Raw genomic sequence first — 14,381 nt, 5'->3', positions numbered from 1 at the left:
ATGGCCCGCGGGCATCATCAACTGAACATCTGGATGAACGGCGCGGCGGTGGGCACATGGCTGAGCGAACCGGGGGAATCATCGCTGGCCTACGACCCGGCCTGGGTCCACGCACCCGGTGGCCGGCCGCTGTCCCTGTCGCTGCCGTTCCGCCTGGACAACGCGCCCTACAGAGGGGCGGTGGTCCATGATTTCTTCGACAACCTGCTGCCGGACAGCGACGTCATCCGGCGCCGGCTGGCGCAGCATCACCGCGCCGACAGCGCCGCCCCCTTCGACCTGCTGGCGGTGCTGGGCCGTGACTGCGTCGGCGCCATCCAGCTACTGCCGCCGGATGAAGTCCCGGCCGGCCTGGACCGTATCGATGCCGACCCGCTGACCGACGCCGATATCGCGATGATCCTGCGATCGACCGTCAGCGGCACGCCGCTGGGCCATGACGACCATACCGGCGATCTGCGGCTTTCGATTGCCGGCGCGCAGGAGAAAACGGCCCTGCTGCGCCAGCAGGGCCGCTGGTTCCGGCCGCGCGGCAGCACACCCACCACGCATATCCTGAAGCTGCCCCTGGGCCTGGTGGGCGCCATGCAGGCCGACATGCATGAGTCCGTCGAGAACGAATGGCTATGCGCGCAGTTGGCCGCCGCCTACGGCCTGCGGGTCGCTCGCTGCGAGATCGCGCGTTTCGAAGACCAGAAAGCGCTGGTCGTCGAGCGTTTCGACCGCCGCTTTACGGATGCCGGCGCCATCGTCCGCCTGCCGCAGGAAGACATGTGCCAAGCGTTGGCCGTATCGCCGCTGCGCAAATACCAGGCGGACGGCGGGCCGGGGATCACCGCCATCATCAACAACGTGCTGAGCTCCTCGCAGCGCGAACAGGACATCCGCGACTTCTACAAAGCGCAGATCTTTTTCTGGCTGCTGGCCGCCACCGACGGCCATGCCAAGAACTTCAGCATCGCCCTGCTGGCCGGCGGCAGATACCGCGCGACGCCGTTGTACGACATACTTTCGGCGCATCCCATCATCGGCACCAAACGCGCGCAGCTGGCGCCGCAGCGCGCCAAACTGGCGATGGGCGTGAAGGGGGAAAGCGGATTGCACTACCGCATCGGCGAAATCCGTCGACGCCACTGGTACACGCACGCGCGGGAAGTCGGATTGGACGCCGCCGCGGTGGACGCCGTCATCCGCGAGCTCGTCGAAGCGACCGACCCCGCCATCGAGCAGGCCGCCGCGATGCTGCCGCGGCATTTCCCAGCGCATGTCGCGGAATCGATCTTCGCCGGGTTGCGCGCGCAGCGCGATAAGCTGGTGCAACAGGAAAACGCTGCCTTCTGATCGACGAAGCCGGCGGTACTGCGCTACACGCGTTGCATATGAGCAACCTCGCAGCCACGCGCCGGGCCGCCGAACCTGCCTCACGCCACCGACCGTACCCACGCCGCGAATTCGGCGCAGGGCCGTATGTCAAGCGTGCCGGGCGCGCTGACCAGGTAATAGGATTCGCCGCTGCGCATGGCCACGTCGAGCGGCCGCGCCAGCACGCCCAGGGCCAGTTCCTCGCGCATATAGGCTTGCTGCGTGAGCGCGATACCGGCGCCCTGGGCGGCGGCCTGCAGGCAAAGCGCCGCGTTGGCCAGCGGCACCAGCCGCGCGCCCGCCGCCGGCAATCCCTGCCGCGCGAGCCAGGCGTCCCAGCTGACGGGCGCGATCATCGAATGCAATAGCTTGTGTTCCAGCACGTCGCGCGGGTGATGGATGGCGGCCGCCATCGACGGCGCGCAGGCCAATGTCAGCACGTCGTCGAACAGCGCCTCGGCGTGCGTGCCGGGCCACTGGCCATGGCCGCGGCGCACCACGAAATCCGCGTCGCCCAGGCTGACGTCGTCGGCCCGCGTGACCGTGGCGACCTCCAGGTCGATGTCGGCATGCGAGGCATAGAAACTGGCCAGGCGCGGCATCAGCCATTTGATGGCGAAGCTGGGAATGACCTTCAGGCGGACGCGTCGCGTCCTGCCCAGCGACGTGGCCTCGTGCACCGCTTCCTCGACGCGGTCGAACAGTTCGGCCACGCGCGTCGCCAGCTGCATGCCGCTGGGCGTCAGGACGGCCTCGCGGCCTTCCTTGCGGCACAGGCGCGTGTCCAGCGCCGCCTCCAGCGCGCGGATCTGGTGGCTGACCGCGCCGGGCGTGACGTGCAGGCTTTGCGCCGCGCGCGCGACGCCGCCGGTGCGATTGACCGCGTCCAGTACGCGCAGCGGTCCCAGGATATTGCGCAGCTTATGCATGATGCGTGAATGGTTCTCAACGTTCGCCAAAGAAATTCGGATGACGCGCGCCGGCCCGCCTCCTATAGTCGCGTCACAGGCCACTTGAGCCGACAACAAGAATTCTCAACATACACCGTTCATCGGCGTATCGGGAACATCCAGGAGGAGACATCATGAAAGCCATCATTCTTCGCCGCGCCGCAACAGCGATTGCCGCGGCCTCACTGCTATGCGGCGCGCCGGCGCATGCACGCGACGAATACCCCGCGCGTCCGCTGAAAATGGTCGTCCCCTTTGCGGCCGGCAGCGCGGCGGACACCTTGTCCCGCACGGTCGCCACGCAGCTGGCAACCCAGCTGGGCCAGGCCGTCGTCGTGGAGAACAAGGCGGGCGCGGGTGGCACCATAGGCACCATGGACATCGCCCGCGCCGCCCCCGACGGCTACACCATAGGGCTGGCCGCGCAAGGCACGCTGATCACCAACCAGGCGCTGTACGACAAGCCCGGCTATGACTCCCTGAAGGACTTCACCCCCATCGCGATGCTGGCGAACGTGGCCAACGTGCTGGTGGTCGCGCCCGATTCCCCCTACACGTCGGTCGCCGCGCTGGCCCAGGCCATCAAGGCGCAGCCGGCCAACAAATTCAGTTTTTCATCCAGCGGGGTCGGCACCAGCCACCACATCGCCGGCGTGGTGCTGGGCCAGTACCTGGGCAAACCGCTCATGCACGTGGCCTACACCGGCGCGCCGCAGGGCATGGTGGCGATCATGAGCAAGGAAGTCGACATGGGCCTGTACAACATACCCGCGGCGCTGGGCCTGATCCGTGGCGGCAAGCTGAAGCCGCTGGCGGTGACCAGCCTGACGCGTTCGCCGCTGCTGCCCGACGTGCCCTCGCTGAACGAGAGCGGGATGAAGGACTACGAGGTCACCCTGTGGTTCGGCATCATCGCGCCGGCCGGCGTACCGGCCGACCGCGTGGCGCGCCTGCACAAGGAATTGAACACGGTCATGAGCCAGCCGGCGCTGCGCACCAAACTGACCGAACAAGGCTATGACGTCGCCAGAACGCCGCTGGCGCCCTCGGGGGATTTCACGGCGCTGATCAAGCGCGACCTGGACAAATGGCTGCCCATCCTGAAGACGATGAAGGGAGGCGCGCAATGACGCAGCAGCGTACGACGGCTCCTGGCGTGGCAGGTCCCACGATCGCGCAGGCACTGGCCGCCTTCTCGGTGCGCACGCGGATCGCGGATATCGAGCCGCTGGCGCTGGAGCACGCCAAGATGAGCCTGGCCAGCACCATCGCCAGCGCATCCATGGGCTATCGCATTCCATCGGCGGAAATCATCCGCCGCCTGGAAGTCGAAGACGCCGGCGCGCCGCAGGCCATGCTGTGGTTCGACGGGACGCGCCTGCCCGTTGCGCGCGCGGCGCGCGTCAACGCCGTGACCAGCGACGCCGCGGCTTCCGACGACAGCGATCTGCGCAGCATCGCCCATATCGGCACCATCATCAGCACGAGCGCGCTGGCGCTGGCCGAATGGCTGGGCCGCCCCGGCCGCGAGGTACTGGCCGCCATGGTGCTGGGCTATGAAGTCGCCGGCCGCATCGACGAATCCCTGACACCGGGCCGCATGCAGCGCGGCTTCCACGGATCGGTGTCGACGGTGTTCGGCGCCGCGGTGTCCGCCGGCCGCCTGCTGGGCCTGGACGAGCCGGCGATGACGCATGCCATCGCGCTGGCCGCCACTTCGATCGGCGGCATGGCGCTGGCGGCCGATACCAGCTGTTCGCGCGAATACCATGCAGGCATGGCGGCCATGGCGGGCGTCCAGGCCGCGCTGGCGGCACGCGCCGGCTTCCAGGGCGATCCGCAAATCCTGGAAGCGCCGCGCGGCTTTCTGCAGGCCATGGGCGGACAGGCCGCCGACGACATCGTGCGGGGCCTGGGGGCATCCTGGGACATCGTGACGGACATGGCGATCAAGCTCATGCCGGGCGCCCATCCCTTCCATGCCGTCGCGGAAGCCGCCGCCACCGCGGCGCGCGAGCACGATGTCGATCCGTCGCGGATCGACAGCATCGTCGTGTCCGCGGCGGTGCAGCACACCACCTTCGGCGGCGCGGCGCACCCGCGCAACCTGGTGGAGGCCGCGCACAGCGTGGCCTATTTCGTGGCGGCGTCCGTGGTCGACCGCGGCTTCGGCTGGGACAACCTGAGTCCCGAGAAAATGCGCGATCCGCGCATCGCCGCGCTGCAGGACAAGGTGCGCTATGCCAGCGAACCGCCGCCGCTGCCGGACCGCTTTCCGCACCGCCACGGCGGCAGCGTCGCCATCCACATGGACGACGGCAGCGTCCACCAGGCCACCTGCCGCGCCGCACGCGGCGCCGGCGCCCGCGGCATCGAGTGGGCCGACGTGGAAGACAAATACCGCCAGCTGGCGCCACGCGCCGGCCTGGACGCGGGCCAGGTGGCGCATACCTGGTCGCTGATCCGCGACCTGGACCATCTGGACGATGTCGCGCTGCTGCCGCGCGGCCTCATGCTGCGATGACGTCCGAACAGACGCCGTCGCACCTCGGGGACGCCACGGATCCGATCATTAACCAAAACCATAGAACCTCCGCCGGCCCCCCGGCATCGCCCCCGCACGCGCAGCGCACAGGTGCCCCCCAATCGGGGACGCCGAGGATCCGGCTCCGCCGGTCCTCCAGCGTCGCCCCCCTGGGGGGGAAGCGCGCAGCGCTTCGGGGGGGGCCCCGTTATACCGAAAACGCGCATTCTGCTATGCCGATTACGTGGCGTGTCGCGCGGCGTCGCATGACTAGTATTGCCTGACACGCACAGGCGCCAGTACGCGGCTGTCCGTGCACAAGCGCAGGCCCCAGCCTGCCGATAACATCCAGGAGACAGACATGTTGCGATTCCTATTTGGCTGTGTCGCTGCGCTGATGCTGGCCGCCCAGGCCAACGCCGCCGACAGCTTTCCTTCCCGCCCCATCGTCATGCTGGTGGCGGTCGCGCCGGGCGGCACGCTGGACACGCTGGCGCGCCAGATCGCCAGCGGCTTGACGACCGAACTCGGCCAATCCGTGGTCGTGGAAAACACCACCGGCGCGGGCGGCCTGATCGGCTACCAGCGCCTGATGAAGTCGGAGCCGGACGGCTACACCCTGATGTTCAGCAATATGTCGCTGGCCATCATTCCGCTGCTCTATCCTTCCGCCCACGTCGACCCGGTGCGCGACCTCAGTTCCATCGGCATGGTGGGCACCGTGCCCATGGTGCTTTCGGTCAGCAACCGCAGCGGCCTGACCAGCCTGCCCGATATGCTGAAACGCATGCGGTCCGGCGGCCCCAAGCTGAACTTCGGCTCCGGCGGCCCCGGCACCACGGCGCATCTGGCCGAGGGCCTGTTCCTGCACATCTCCAAGACGCAGGGCGAGCTGATCCAGTATCGCGGCTCGGGTCCCGCCATCGCCGATCTGATGGCCGGCACCATCGACGCCGTCATCGACCAGACCGTGACCATGATGCCGCTGCATAAGGACAAGCGCATCCGTGCCATCGCCGTATCCTCGCCCCAACGCCTGCCGCAGATGCCCGACGTGCCCACCTTCGCCGAAGGCGGCCTGTCGGCCTTCGATCTGGCGATCTGGAACGGCGTGGTGGCGCCGAAGAATACGCCCAAGCCCGTGGTCGACAAGCTGGCGGCCGCATTGTCGAAAGTCATAGATAGCCCGGCGTACAAAGATCGCATCGATCAACTCGCCGCCACCATCCCGACGCAGGCCCAGCGCGGCCCGGCGCCGATGTCCGCGACCCTGGCCAAGGACGTCAAGGAAGTGGCGTCGCTGGCCAAGCAGATCGGACTGACGCCGCAACAGTGAACGCCGGCCGCGCGCGCCTAGCCGCGTGACGCGGCACCGCGTGCGGGCCGGCATACATGGCAATTCATCTTCCCTGAAGGAGCACACATGCAATCGGAGACTTACGGATTCATCGGCCTGGGCAATATGGGCGGCCCCATGGCCGGACGCCTGCTGGATGCGGGATACGGCCTGGCGGTGTACGACACCGTCGCCACGGCCGTGCAAGGCCTGGCCGCCAAGGGAGCCGCCGCCTGCGCCGGCGGCCGTGAAGTCGCCGACAAGGCCGAGACGATTTTCCTGAGCCTGCCCACGCCGGAGATCGTGCAGCGCGTCGCCACGGATCCGGACGGCCTGATCGCCGGCGGCCGCGTCAAGCGCGTGGTGGACCTGTCCACCATCGGCCCGCGCGCCGCCAGGGAGATCAGCGCCGCGCTGGCCAAGCGCAATATCCTGTACGTCGACGCGCCGGTCAGCGGCGGCGTCGGCGGCGCGCGCAACGGCACGCTGGCAGTGATGGCGGCCTGCCCGCGCGACGAGTACGACGCATTGGTGCCCGTGCTCAAGCACTTCGGCCCGGTGTTCTACCTGGGCGAGAAGGCCGGCATGGGCCAAAGCATGAAACTGGCCAACAACCTGATGTCGGCGGCGGCCGTCGCCATCACGTCGGAAGCCATGGCGATGGGCGTGAAAGCCGGCCTCGATGCCAAGACCATGCTGGACGTCATCAATGTCGGCTCGGGCCGCAATACCGCCAGCGCGGACAAGTTCCCGCGCGCCGTATTGACGGGCACCTTCGACATCGGCTTTGCCGCCAAGCTGGCCTACAAGGACGTGCGCCTGTGCGTGGATGAAGCCGAATCCATGGGCGTGCCCATGATGGTCGGATCGGCGGTGCGCGAAATGCTGGTCCTGGCGCAGGCCATGTGCGGCGAGAATGCCGACTACACGCACGTCGCCAAGGCGGTGGAGACGATAGCGGGCGTCGCCATCCGGCAGCGGGACGCGAAGTCCTCATAAACCGCACCGGCGCTCAGGAAAACACCGCGGGATCCGGCGTCCAGCTCCCGCGGGCCATCATGTCCTGGATCTGCCGCCGCAGTATCGTGCGCAGGATCCGCACCGCCTTGGTCGAGGGCCGCTGCGTGGACGCGGCGATCAGCAGGGATCGCGTGATGCCCGGCCGGGCGATGCGCCAGATGCGCATGCGGCCCTGCGCGATCTGCGGGGCCACGCAGGAATAGGACAGCACGGCATAGCCCAGGCCGCTTTCCACCAGCTGCAGCATGGCATGCATGGCGTCGACTTCCATCTCGACATTGGGTTCCAGTCCCAACGCCGCCAGCGCTTCGTCGACCAGCACCCGCACGCCGTGCGGGCGGCCGGGCAGGATCATGGGCAGGCAGCTCAAGCGTGCCGGCTGCACCGGCCCCGCGCCCACGCCGGCCGGGTCGTCGCGGGGTCCGAGCAGGAACAGTTCGTCGGTCAGCAGCGATTCCGCGCGCAGCGACGGAATATTCAGCCGCGGCGCGTCGTACAGGATGGCGATGTCGGTCAGGCCATTGCCCAGCCACTCCAGCACATGGCCGCTATAGCCTTCCATGAACTTCAGCGAGATGCCCGGCACGGCGCGGCGGAAGGCCTGGATCAAAGGCACCGACAATACGGCGGAGATCGACGCCGGCATGCCGATCACGACCGGCCCTTGCGGCGCCGCGCTGGACGCCTTGACGGCCGTGACCGCCGTGCGCGTGCTTTCGACGATGCCGCGCGCGTACTGCGCCAGCAGCACGCCGGCTTCCGTCAGCAGCACGCCGCGGCCCGTGCGATGGAACAGCGCCACGCCCAGTTCTTCTTCCAGCGCCTTGACGCGCCGGCTCAGTATGGGCTGGCTGATGGACAGGCGCATCGCCGCCCGCGAATAAGCGCCCGCGTCGGCGATGCCGATGAATGTTTCCAGCTGTCGAATTTCCATCGCGCTATCCGCCCTGATGGAAGAAACCGGCAGCCGCGCCGGATCAGGCCGCGGCGCGCTGCGTGGGATATTGCGCGTCGGTGACCGCGTCCTGCCAATCGGCCTTGCCCAGCGACGTCGCCATATGGATCATGTAGGTATCGGTGGCGGCGCCGTGCCAATGACGTTCATTGGGGCCGATCCACACCACGTCGCCCTGGCGGATCATCTGCGGTTCCTGGCCGTCCAGACAGATCCAGCCGCATCCCGCCGTTACGTGCAGCACCTGCCCGTACTCGTGCGTGTGCCAGTGGGTGCGCGCGCCCGGCGAGAAGAACACATTGTTGATGCCTACGTTGTCCATGGTCGGCATGACGGGGTCCGCCCAGACGACGCCCGTGAACGTCGGGCCGCGCTGTTCCGACGGAATGCCGTTGGCCCTGCCGTGAAATACCTTCATTGCTGTCTCCTGTGGAAAACCGTCAATGCCGAAGCGGAAGCGGCCCTCAAGCGCGCGCCGCTTCCGCTTCGTAGGCGGCGATGGCCTCGCTGGCCACGCGGAAAGCCGCCAGCGCCAGCGGCACGCCGCAATAGATGGCCGCCTGCAGCAGCACGGCGCGTATCTCTTCACGGGTGCAGCCGTTGCGCAGCGCGCCCTTCACATGCGATGCCAGCTCGTGGTGCTGGCTCATCGCGGTCAACATCGCCAGGTTGATCAGGCTGCGGGTCTTGAATGGCAGCGTGTCGTCGCCCCAGATCTCGCCCCAGCAGTACTCCGTGACCAGCCTCTGCATGGGACGGTTGAAATCGTCGGCGGCGTTCCAGGATTTCTCCACGTGGGCCGCGCCCAGCACGTCCTTGCGATTCTGGAAGCCTTTCTGGAAGAGCTCGTCGTTTGCCATCGCTGGTTCCTTTTGTCGGCGCGGCCTGCGCCCGCGGCTGCCGCATGCCGCGGCGGCATTAAGCGCCGCCCGCGGTAGTTGCGATCATACAATCCTGCAATCATATAGTAAATGCCGGCCCGGGCATGTTGCGCCTGCCGCTAGGGTTATCACTAGCCATGGGTGCAAGATGTCGATGATACAGTCATACAATCATAAGAAATTTCAAGCAGCGCGCCGGCCGGCGCCAGCAGGCTCGGCACGACGCCGCCACCATCACGCAACCCGGAGGAGGAGGAGGCCCGCAGGCCCCGCCGTCGCCCATGGCCGCAGCGCCGTGAGCGCAAGGCATGCGCCCGCCGGCCCGTGACGTCATGAAGAAAACCGCATCCATGCTTGCCGCCGCACTACTGAGCCTGCTGTCCGTCACGTCCGCCCAGGCCGACTACCCGGACCGCCCCTTGCGCATGATCGTGCCCTTCGGCGCGGGCGGCGGCGTCGACGCGCTGGCGCGGCCGCTGGCCAAGGAGCTGAGCCAGATACTGGGCCAGAGCGTCATTGTCGAAAACAAACCCAGCACCAACGGCCAGATCGGCATGGCCGAGGTCGCGCGCGCCGCGCCCGACGGCTATACGGTCGTCATGAGCTCGGCCGCCTACGCCATCACGCCCGCCTTCTACCAGGACCTGCCCTACGACATCCGCAAGGACTATGCGCCGGTGACCATACTGGCTTCCAATCCGCTGGTCCTGGTGGCGTCCACGCATTTCAAGCCATCCACCGTGCAGGAGATGATCGCGATGGCGCGCGCCAAGTCCGGTTCGGTCAACTTCGCCGCGCCGGGCAACAGCGGCATCCACTTCCTGGCCGGCGAGCTGATGGGCAGCGTGGCCGGCGTCAAATGGACCAGCGTGCCCTACAAGGGCGCGGGCCCGGCTTTTCCGGACCTGATCAGCGGACAGGTCGACGTGATGTTCGACAACCCCGCGTCCTCGCTGCCCTTCGTCCAATCCGGCCGGCTCAAACTGATCGCCACTACCGGGCAGCAACGGCTGGCGGCGGCCGGCAACGCGCCCACCGTCGCCGAAACCCTGCCCGGTTTCGATGCCGCCAACTGGTTCGTCCTGGCCGCGCCCGCGGGCACGCCGCCGGATCGCATCAAGAAGCTGTACGACGCCAGCAAGCGCGCCATGCGGCAGCCCGCGCTGATCGAGTTCATGGACCGCAACGGCATCGGCACCATCCTGAACACACCCGCCGAAGCCGCCGGCTACATCCAGGCCGAAGCCGACAAATGGGGCGGCGTCGTGCGCGACAACCGGCTCGCCGTCCAGTAACGCAGGAGTCGACATGCAGGATCTGCAAATGCTTTGCGATGGCCGCTGGGTCAATGCCCAGGACGGCCAGTGGCTGGAGACCTTCAATCCCTATACCGGCGAGGCCTGGGCGCGCGTGCCGCGCGCCGGCGTGGAAGACGTCGATCGCGCTGTACAGGCCGCGCGTCGCGCTTTCACGAATCCCGCGTGGCGCGGCCTCACGCCCACCGCGCGCGGCGCCCTGTTGCGCCGCCTGGGCGATCTGGTCGCGCGCGATGCCGATGAACTGGCCGCCATCGAAACCCGCGACAACGGCAAGCTGATCTCGGAAATGCGCGGCCAGATGCGCTACATGCCGCAGTGGTACTACTACTTCGGCGGCCTGGCCGACAAGATCGAAGGCCGCGTCATACCCATCGACAAGCCCGACTGCTTCAACTTCACCTGTGACGAACCGCTGGGCGTCGTGGCGGCGATCACGCCGTGGAACTCGCCGCTGTTGTTGGCGACCTGGAAGCTCGCGCCCGCGCTGGCCGCCGGCAACACGGTGGTGTGGAAGCCTTCCGAACACTCCACCGCATCGGCGCTGGCGTTCGGCCGCCTGTTCGAAGAAGCGGGCTTCCCGCCGGGCGTGGTCAATATCGTCAGCGGCCTGGGCAGCGACATCGGCGAGGCCCTGGTCACGCACCCGGACGTCGCCAAGGTGGCCTTCACCGGCGGCGACCAGACCGGCCAGCACGTCTATGAAATGGCCGCGCGCGGCATCAAGCCGGTCACGCTGGAGCTGGGCGGCAAGTCCGCCAACATCATCTGCGCCGACGCCGACCTGGACAATGCCGTCAAGGGCGCGGTATCCGGCATTTTCGCCGCCACGGGGCAGACCTGCATCGCCGGTTCGCGCGTGCTCGTGCATCGCGACATCCACGACGTCTTCGTCGAAAAACTGGTCGCCTTCGCCCGTACCGCGCGCATGGGCGATCCCGCGCTGCCGGACACGCAGATCGGGCCGGTCACCACGCGGATGCAGCTGAAGAAAATCCTGGACTACATCGACATCGCCCGCGCCGGCGGCGCCCGCTGCGTACTCGGCGGCACGCCGGGCACCCGCCCCGAATGCGGCCGCGGCTGGTTCGTCGAACCGACCATCTTCTGCGACGTGCGCCCCGACATGCGCATCGCGCAGGAGGAGGTCTTCGGCCCCGTGCTGTGCGTCATCCCCTTCGATACCGACGACGAAGCCGTCGACATCGCCAACGACACCCGCTACGGCCTGGCCGCGGGACTATGGACGCGCGACATGGGACGCGCCCTGAACCTCTCGCGGCGGCTGGAAGCGGGAACCGTATGGGTCAACACCTACCGCGCGACCAGCTACCTGTCGCCCTTCGGCGGCTACAAACGTTCGGGCATCGGCCGCGAAAGCGGGCTGTCGGCCATCCGCGAATACCTGCAGGAGAAAAGCATATGGATAAGCACCGGTGGCGATGTGCCGAATCCCTTCGTCATGCGTTAGGCATCCGCGCAACATGATGCGGCCGAACCGGCCTGTTCCCTACGCGGGAACGTGGGGGCAGGCCGCCGCCCCGGGTTAAAATGCCCGCCATTGCCGCCGAGCGGCCAGCCATTTGCCAAACTACCGCATGAAAGCCGCCGTTGCCGCGCCTGAGGGCGATTTCAAAGTGCCGCGCGCCGCATCCGTACTGCGGCACAGCGTGACCGAAAGCATACGCAACGCCATCCTGGTGGGGCGCTTCCGGCCGGGCGAACGGCTGCCGGAACGCGAGCTTTGCGAAATGACCGGCGTCAGCCGCACCCTGGTGCGCGAAGCGCTGCGGCAGCTGGAATCCGAAGGCTTGATCCACGTCATCCCGCATCGCGGGCCGGTGGTGGATCGCCTGTCGCCCGAACAGGCGGAAGGCATCTACCAGGTGCGCGAGGAGCTGGAAGGCCTGGCCTGCCAGTTATTCGCGGAACATGCCAACGATGCGCAACGCAAAGCGCTGCAGGACGCTTTCCAGGCCTTGAAGCGCGCCATGACGCATGGCACCGCGCTGGAAAAGCTGACCGCCAAGAATTTCTTCTACCAGCAACTGCTGGACGGCGCCGGCAACGAGGCGCTGACCACGACGCTGCGTCTGCTGAATTCCCGTGTGATGCTGCTGCGCTCGACGTCCATGCAGGCGCCCGGCCGGTCGAAGAAAAGTCTCGCCGAACTGGCGGACGTGATCGATGCCGTGGTGGCGCGGGATGGCAAGGCGGCCCGGCGGGCAGGCAGCCTGCATGTCCGCAACGCGGCCAAGGTCGCCATCGAGATCCTGCGGCAAGGCAACGAGGCGGCCGAAGAGGTATCCGCCGCCGCGACTTAGCGCCGCCCCGGCGCACATCGGGCGCGCCGCCCGCAGATGCCCGCAGGTGGCCGCGCAACCCGGCCGCTTTGTCTGCCTGGCTTTGTCCGCCTCGCTTCATCTGCCTTTCTCCGCTTAGCTTCGCTTCGCAGTCCCGCTTCATCGAGCTCACATCCCTTCCGCAAGGACCCGGGGCTGCGCCATCACGCGCGCAAATTCCGCCTCATCCAGAAAAGCCGGTAGCGCGCGGCCGGCGGCACCCCGTACAATACCTTTTAACGAAACGCCGTATCGTTAATCGGAACACTGACGATGAACCCACTCCCGGTAGCGGAAGCGCCGAACGCCGGCGCAGCGCCCCCCATGGACGCTTCCCCCAACGTCCCCATCGCTGTGCAGCTGGGGCGATTCGTCGCCGACGTCCGCGCTGACCGTCTGCCCGCCCGCGTGGTCGACCACGCCAAGAGCCGCCTGCTCGACTGCCTGGCCACGGCCATTTCGTCGCGTACGCTGCCCGTGCCGGCGGTGGCCGGCGCTTTCGTCGCGGACAGCCGGGGCGGCGCCAGCATCGTTGGACGGCGGGAGCGCGCCGCCGCGGTCGATGCCAGCTTCGTCAACGCCACCCTGGTCAACGGCAGCACGCACGACGACTTCCTGGCCAAGTCGCACGCGGGCGCCGTCGTCGTGCCCGCCGCGCTGGCCTTGGCTGAAGAACATGGCGGCAGCGGGGCCGACCTGCTGGCCGCCATCGTCGCCGGCTATGAAGTCACGGCGCGCGCCTACCTGGGCGGGCCGGGCATGCTGCCGCGCTTTCGCGCGACCGGCGTGCCGGGCGCGGTGGGGGCGGCCGCGGCCGCCGCGCGCGCCTTGCGGCTGGATGCGGCGCGCACCGCCAACGCGATAGGGCTGGGCGCCATGTTCGCCTCCGGCTTCGGCGAAGGATTTCATTCCGGCACGATGGACGTGAAGCTGAATGTGGGGTGGGCCAGCCGCAGCGGCGCTTCCGCGGCGCTGCTGGCGCGGGCCGGCGCGACGGCCTCCCCCACCGTGTTCGAGGGCACGTCCGGCTTCTTCCATGCTTTTTCCAATGGCGCCGGTAGCGCGGCGCGCACGGCGCAGGGTCTGGGAGAACATTTCCTGATCGAGGAAACGCTCTACAAAGAGCGCCCGGTTTGCATCTTCGTGCAAACGCCGGTAGAACTCGCGCACCGGCTGGCACGCGAGCATGGCTTCGATCCCGCGCGTATCGAACACGTGCGCATAACCGCGCCGATCGAGACGTACACGAACCCGGGCTACCTGAACGCCGCGCCTTTCGCGACCGCCCTGAAGGCGCGCATCAGTGCCCGTTTCACGGTGGCGGCGGCGCTGCTGGATCGGCCCATCGACACCTACGCGTATTACGACCGCACCGACGATGCCGATGTGCTGGCCCTGGCGGAGCGCATCGAGCTCGTCGAGCCGTCCTCCGAAGTCCATGACGTCCACGTAGAGGTGACGGTGGCGGGACGCTGTTTCGCGATGCGCGGCATCGAGATGGAGTATCAGCGTCCCAGCCACGACAAGGTGGTCGGGAAGTACCGCCGGCTGACCGCGGACCTGGCGCCCGCCCTTGCGGAGGACATCCTGGCCGCGGTTCTCGCGATGGACCGGGCGTCCGATGTGGTGGCACTGACCCATCTGCTGCGCCTGGTTTGATCGCATCCATGCGGCGGCACGTGCGGATCCCTGCCA

General features: G+C 67.9%; 13 protein-coding genes. 9 read left to right on the top strand and 4 right to left on the bottom strand.

Annotated features, from left to right (window positions below; all coding sequences use genetic code 11):
* Positions 1 to 1,341, top strand: a complete 1,341-nt coding sequence (locus tag ACNA0R_RS01015) for a type II toxin-antitoxin system HipA family toxin (RefSeq protein WP_415824017.1) — start codon at positions 1 to 3, stop codon at positions 1,339 to 1,341.
* An 80-nt stretch (positions 1,342 to 1,421) separates the two neighbouring features.
* On the opposite strand, the gene ACNA0R_RS01010 is transcribed toward ACNA0R_RS01015, so the two are convergent.
* Positions 1,422 to 2,291 (bottom strand): LysR substrate-binding domain-containing protein, encoded by an 870-nt coding sequence (locus tag ACNA0R_RS01010; RefSeq protein ID WP_415824016.1) that lies wholly within the window; start codon positions 2,289 to 2,291, stop codon positions 1,422 to 1,424.
* A gap of 155 nt (positions 2,292 to 2,446) precedes the next feature.
* Here ACNA0R_RS01010 and ACNA0R_RS01005 point away from each other — a divergent pair, with 155 nt between their 5' ends.
* From ACNA0R_RS01005 to ACNA0R_RS00990, 4 genes are all read left to right on the top strand, one after another.
* A complete protein-coding gene (locus ACNA0R_RS01005; RefSeq protein WP_415824015.1) occupies positions 2,447 to 3,442 on the top strand; it encodes a Bug family tripartite tricarboxylate transporter substrate binding protein in 996 nt (331 codons plus the stop codon).
* On the top strand, positions 3,439 to 4,836 hold the full coding sequence (locus tag ACNA0R_RS01000) for an MmgE/PrpD family protein (protein ID WP_415824014.1): 1,398 nt from the start codon (positions 3,439 to 3,441) through the stop codon (positions 4,834 to 4,836). Before ACNA0R_RS01005 ends, ACNA0R_RS01000 begins: the two co-directional genes overlap by 4 nt.
* A gap of 361 nt (positions 4,837 to 5,197) precedes the next feature.
* Positions 5,198 to 6,172: a Bug family tripartite tricarboxylate transporter substrate binding protein gene (locus ACNA0R_RS00995; protein WP_415824013.1), complete on the top strand. Its 975-nt coding sequence runs from the start codon at positions 5,198 to 5,200 to the stop codon at positions 6,170 to 6,172.
* A gap of 87 nt (positions 6,173 to 6,259) precedes the next feature.
* Complete coding sequence (locus tag ACNA0R_RS00990) at positions 6,260 to 7,171, top strand: NAD(P)-dependent oxidoreductase (protein WP_415824012.1); 912 nt, start codon at positions 6,260 to 6,262, stop codon at positions 7,169 to 7,171.
* A 13-nt stretch (positions 7,172 to 7,184) separates the two neighbouring features.
* Here ACNA0R_RS00990 and ACNA0R_RS00985 read toward each other — a convergent pair whose 3' ends face one another.
* From ACNA0R_RS00985 to ACNA0R_RS00975, 3 genes are read right to left on the bottom strand one after another with little or no spacing between them, the layout of a single operon-like run.
* Positions 7,185 to 8,126, bottom strand: a complete 942-nt coding sequence (locus ACNA0R_RS00985; RefSeq protein WP_415824011.1) for a LysR family transcriptional regulator — start codon at positions 8,124 to 8,126, stop codon at positions 7,185 to 7,187.
* 43 nt (positions 8,127 to 8,169) lie between these two features.
* Entirely contained in the window at positions 8,170 to 8,565 is a 396-nt protein-coding gene (locus ACNA0R_RS00980) for a cupin domain-containing protein (RefSeq protein WP_415824010.1), read from the bottom strand.
* A gap of 46 nt (positions 8,566 to 8,611) precedes the next feature.
* On the bottom strand, positions 8,612 to 9,007 hold the full coding sequence (locus tag ACNA0R_RS00975) for a carboxymuconolactone decarboxylase family protein (protein WP_415824009.1): 396 nt from the start codon (positions 9,005 to 9,007) through the stop codon (positions 8,612 to 8,614).
* A 353-nt stretch (positions 9,008 to 9,360) separates the two neighbouring features.
* Here ACNA0R_RS00975 and ACNA0R_RS00970 point away from each other — a divergent pair, with 353 nt between their 5' ends.
* The 4 genes from ACNA0R_RS00970 (at position 9,361) to ACNA0R_RS00955 (ending at position 14,345) form a co-directional block, all read left to right on the top strand.
* Positions 9,361 to 10,323: a Bug family tripartite tricarboxylate transporter substrate binding protein gene (locus tag ACNA0R_RS00970; RefSeq protein WP_415824008.1), complete on the top strand. Its 963-nt coding sequence runs from the start codon at positions 9,361 to 9,363 to the stop codon at positions 10,321 to 10,323.
* 13 nt (positions 10,324 to 10,336) lie between these two features.
* Positions 10,337 to 11,815: an aldehyde dehydrogenase gene (locus tag ACNA0R_RS00965; protein ID WP_415824007.1), complete on the top strand. Its 1,479-nt coding sequence runs from the start codon at positions 10,337 to 10,339 to the stop codon at positions 11,813 to 11,815.
* A 127-nt stretch (positions 11,816 to 11,942) separates the two neighbouring features.
* Positions 11,943 to 12,668: a GntR family transcriptional regulator gene (locus ACNA0R_RS00960; protein WP_415824006.1), complete on the top strand. Its 726-nt coding sequence runs from the start codon at positions 11,943 to 11,945 to the stop codon at positions 12,666 to 12,668.
* A gap of 342 nt (positions 12,669 to 13,010) precedes the next feature.
* The gene (locus ACNA0R_RS00955) at positions 13,011 to 14,345 is read left to right on the top strand and encodes an MmgE/PrpD family protein (protein WP_415824005.1); all 1,335 of its coding nucleotides are present in this window, start codon (positions 13,011 to 13,013) and stop codon (positions 14,343 to 14,345) included.
* Positions 14,346 to 14,381 lie beyond the last annotated feature (36 nt).

It is taken from the genome of Bordetella sputigena (genome assembly GCF_965137885.1).
Classification (GTDB): Bacteria; Pseudomonadota; Gammaproteobacteria; order Burkholderiales; family Burkholderiaceae_B; genus Bordetella_C; species Bordetella_C sputigena.
Note: the sequence above shows the minus strand (reverse complement) of the source record. Positions and strands in the feature narration are given on the sequence as shown.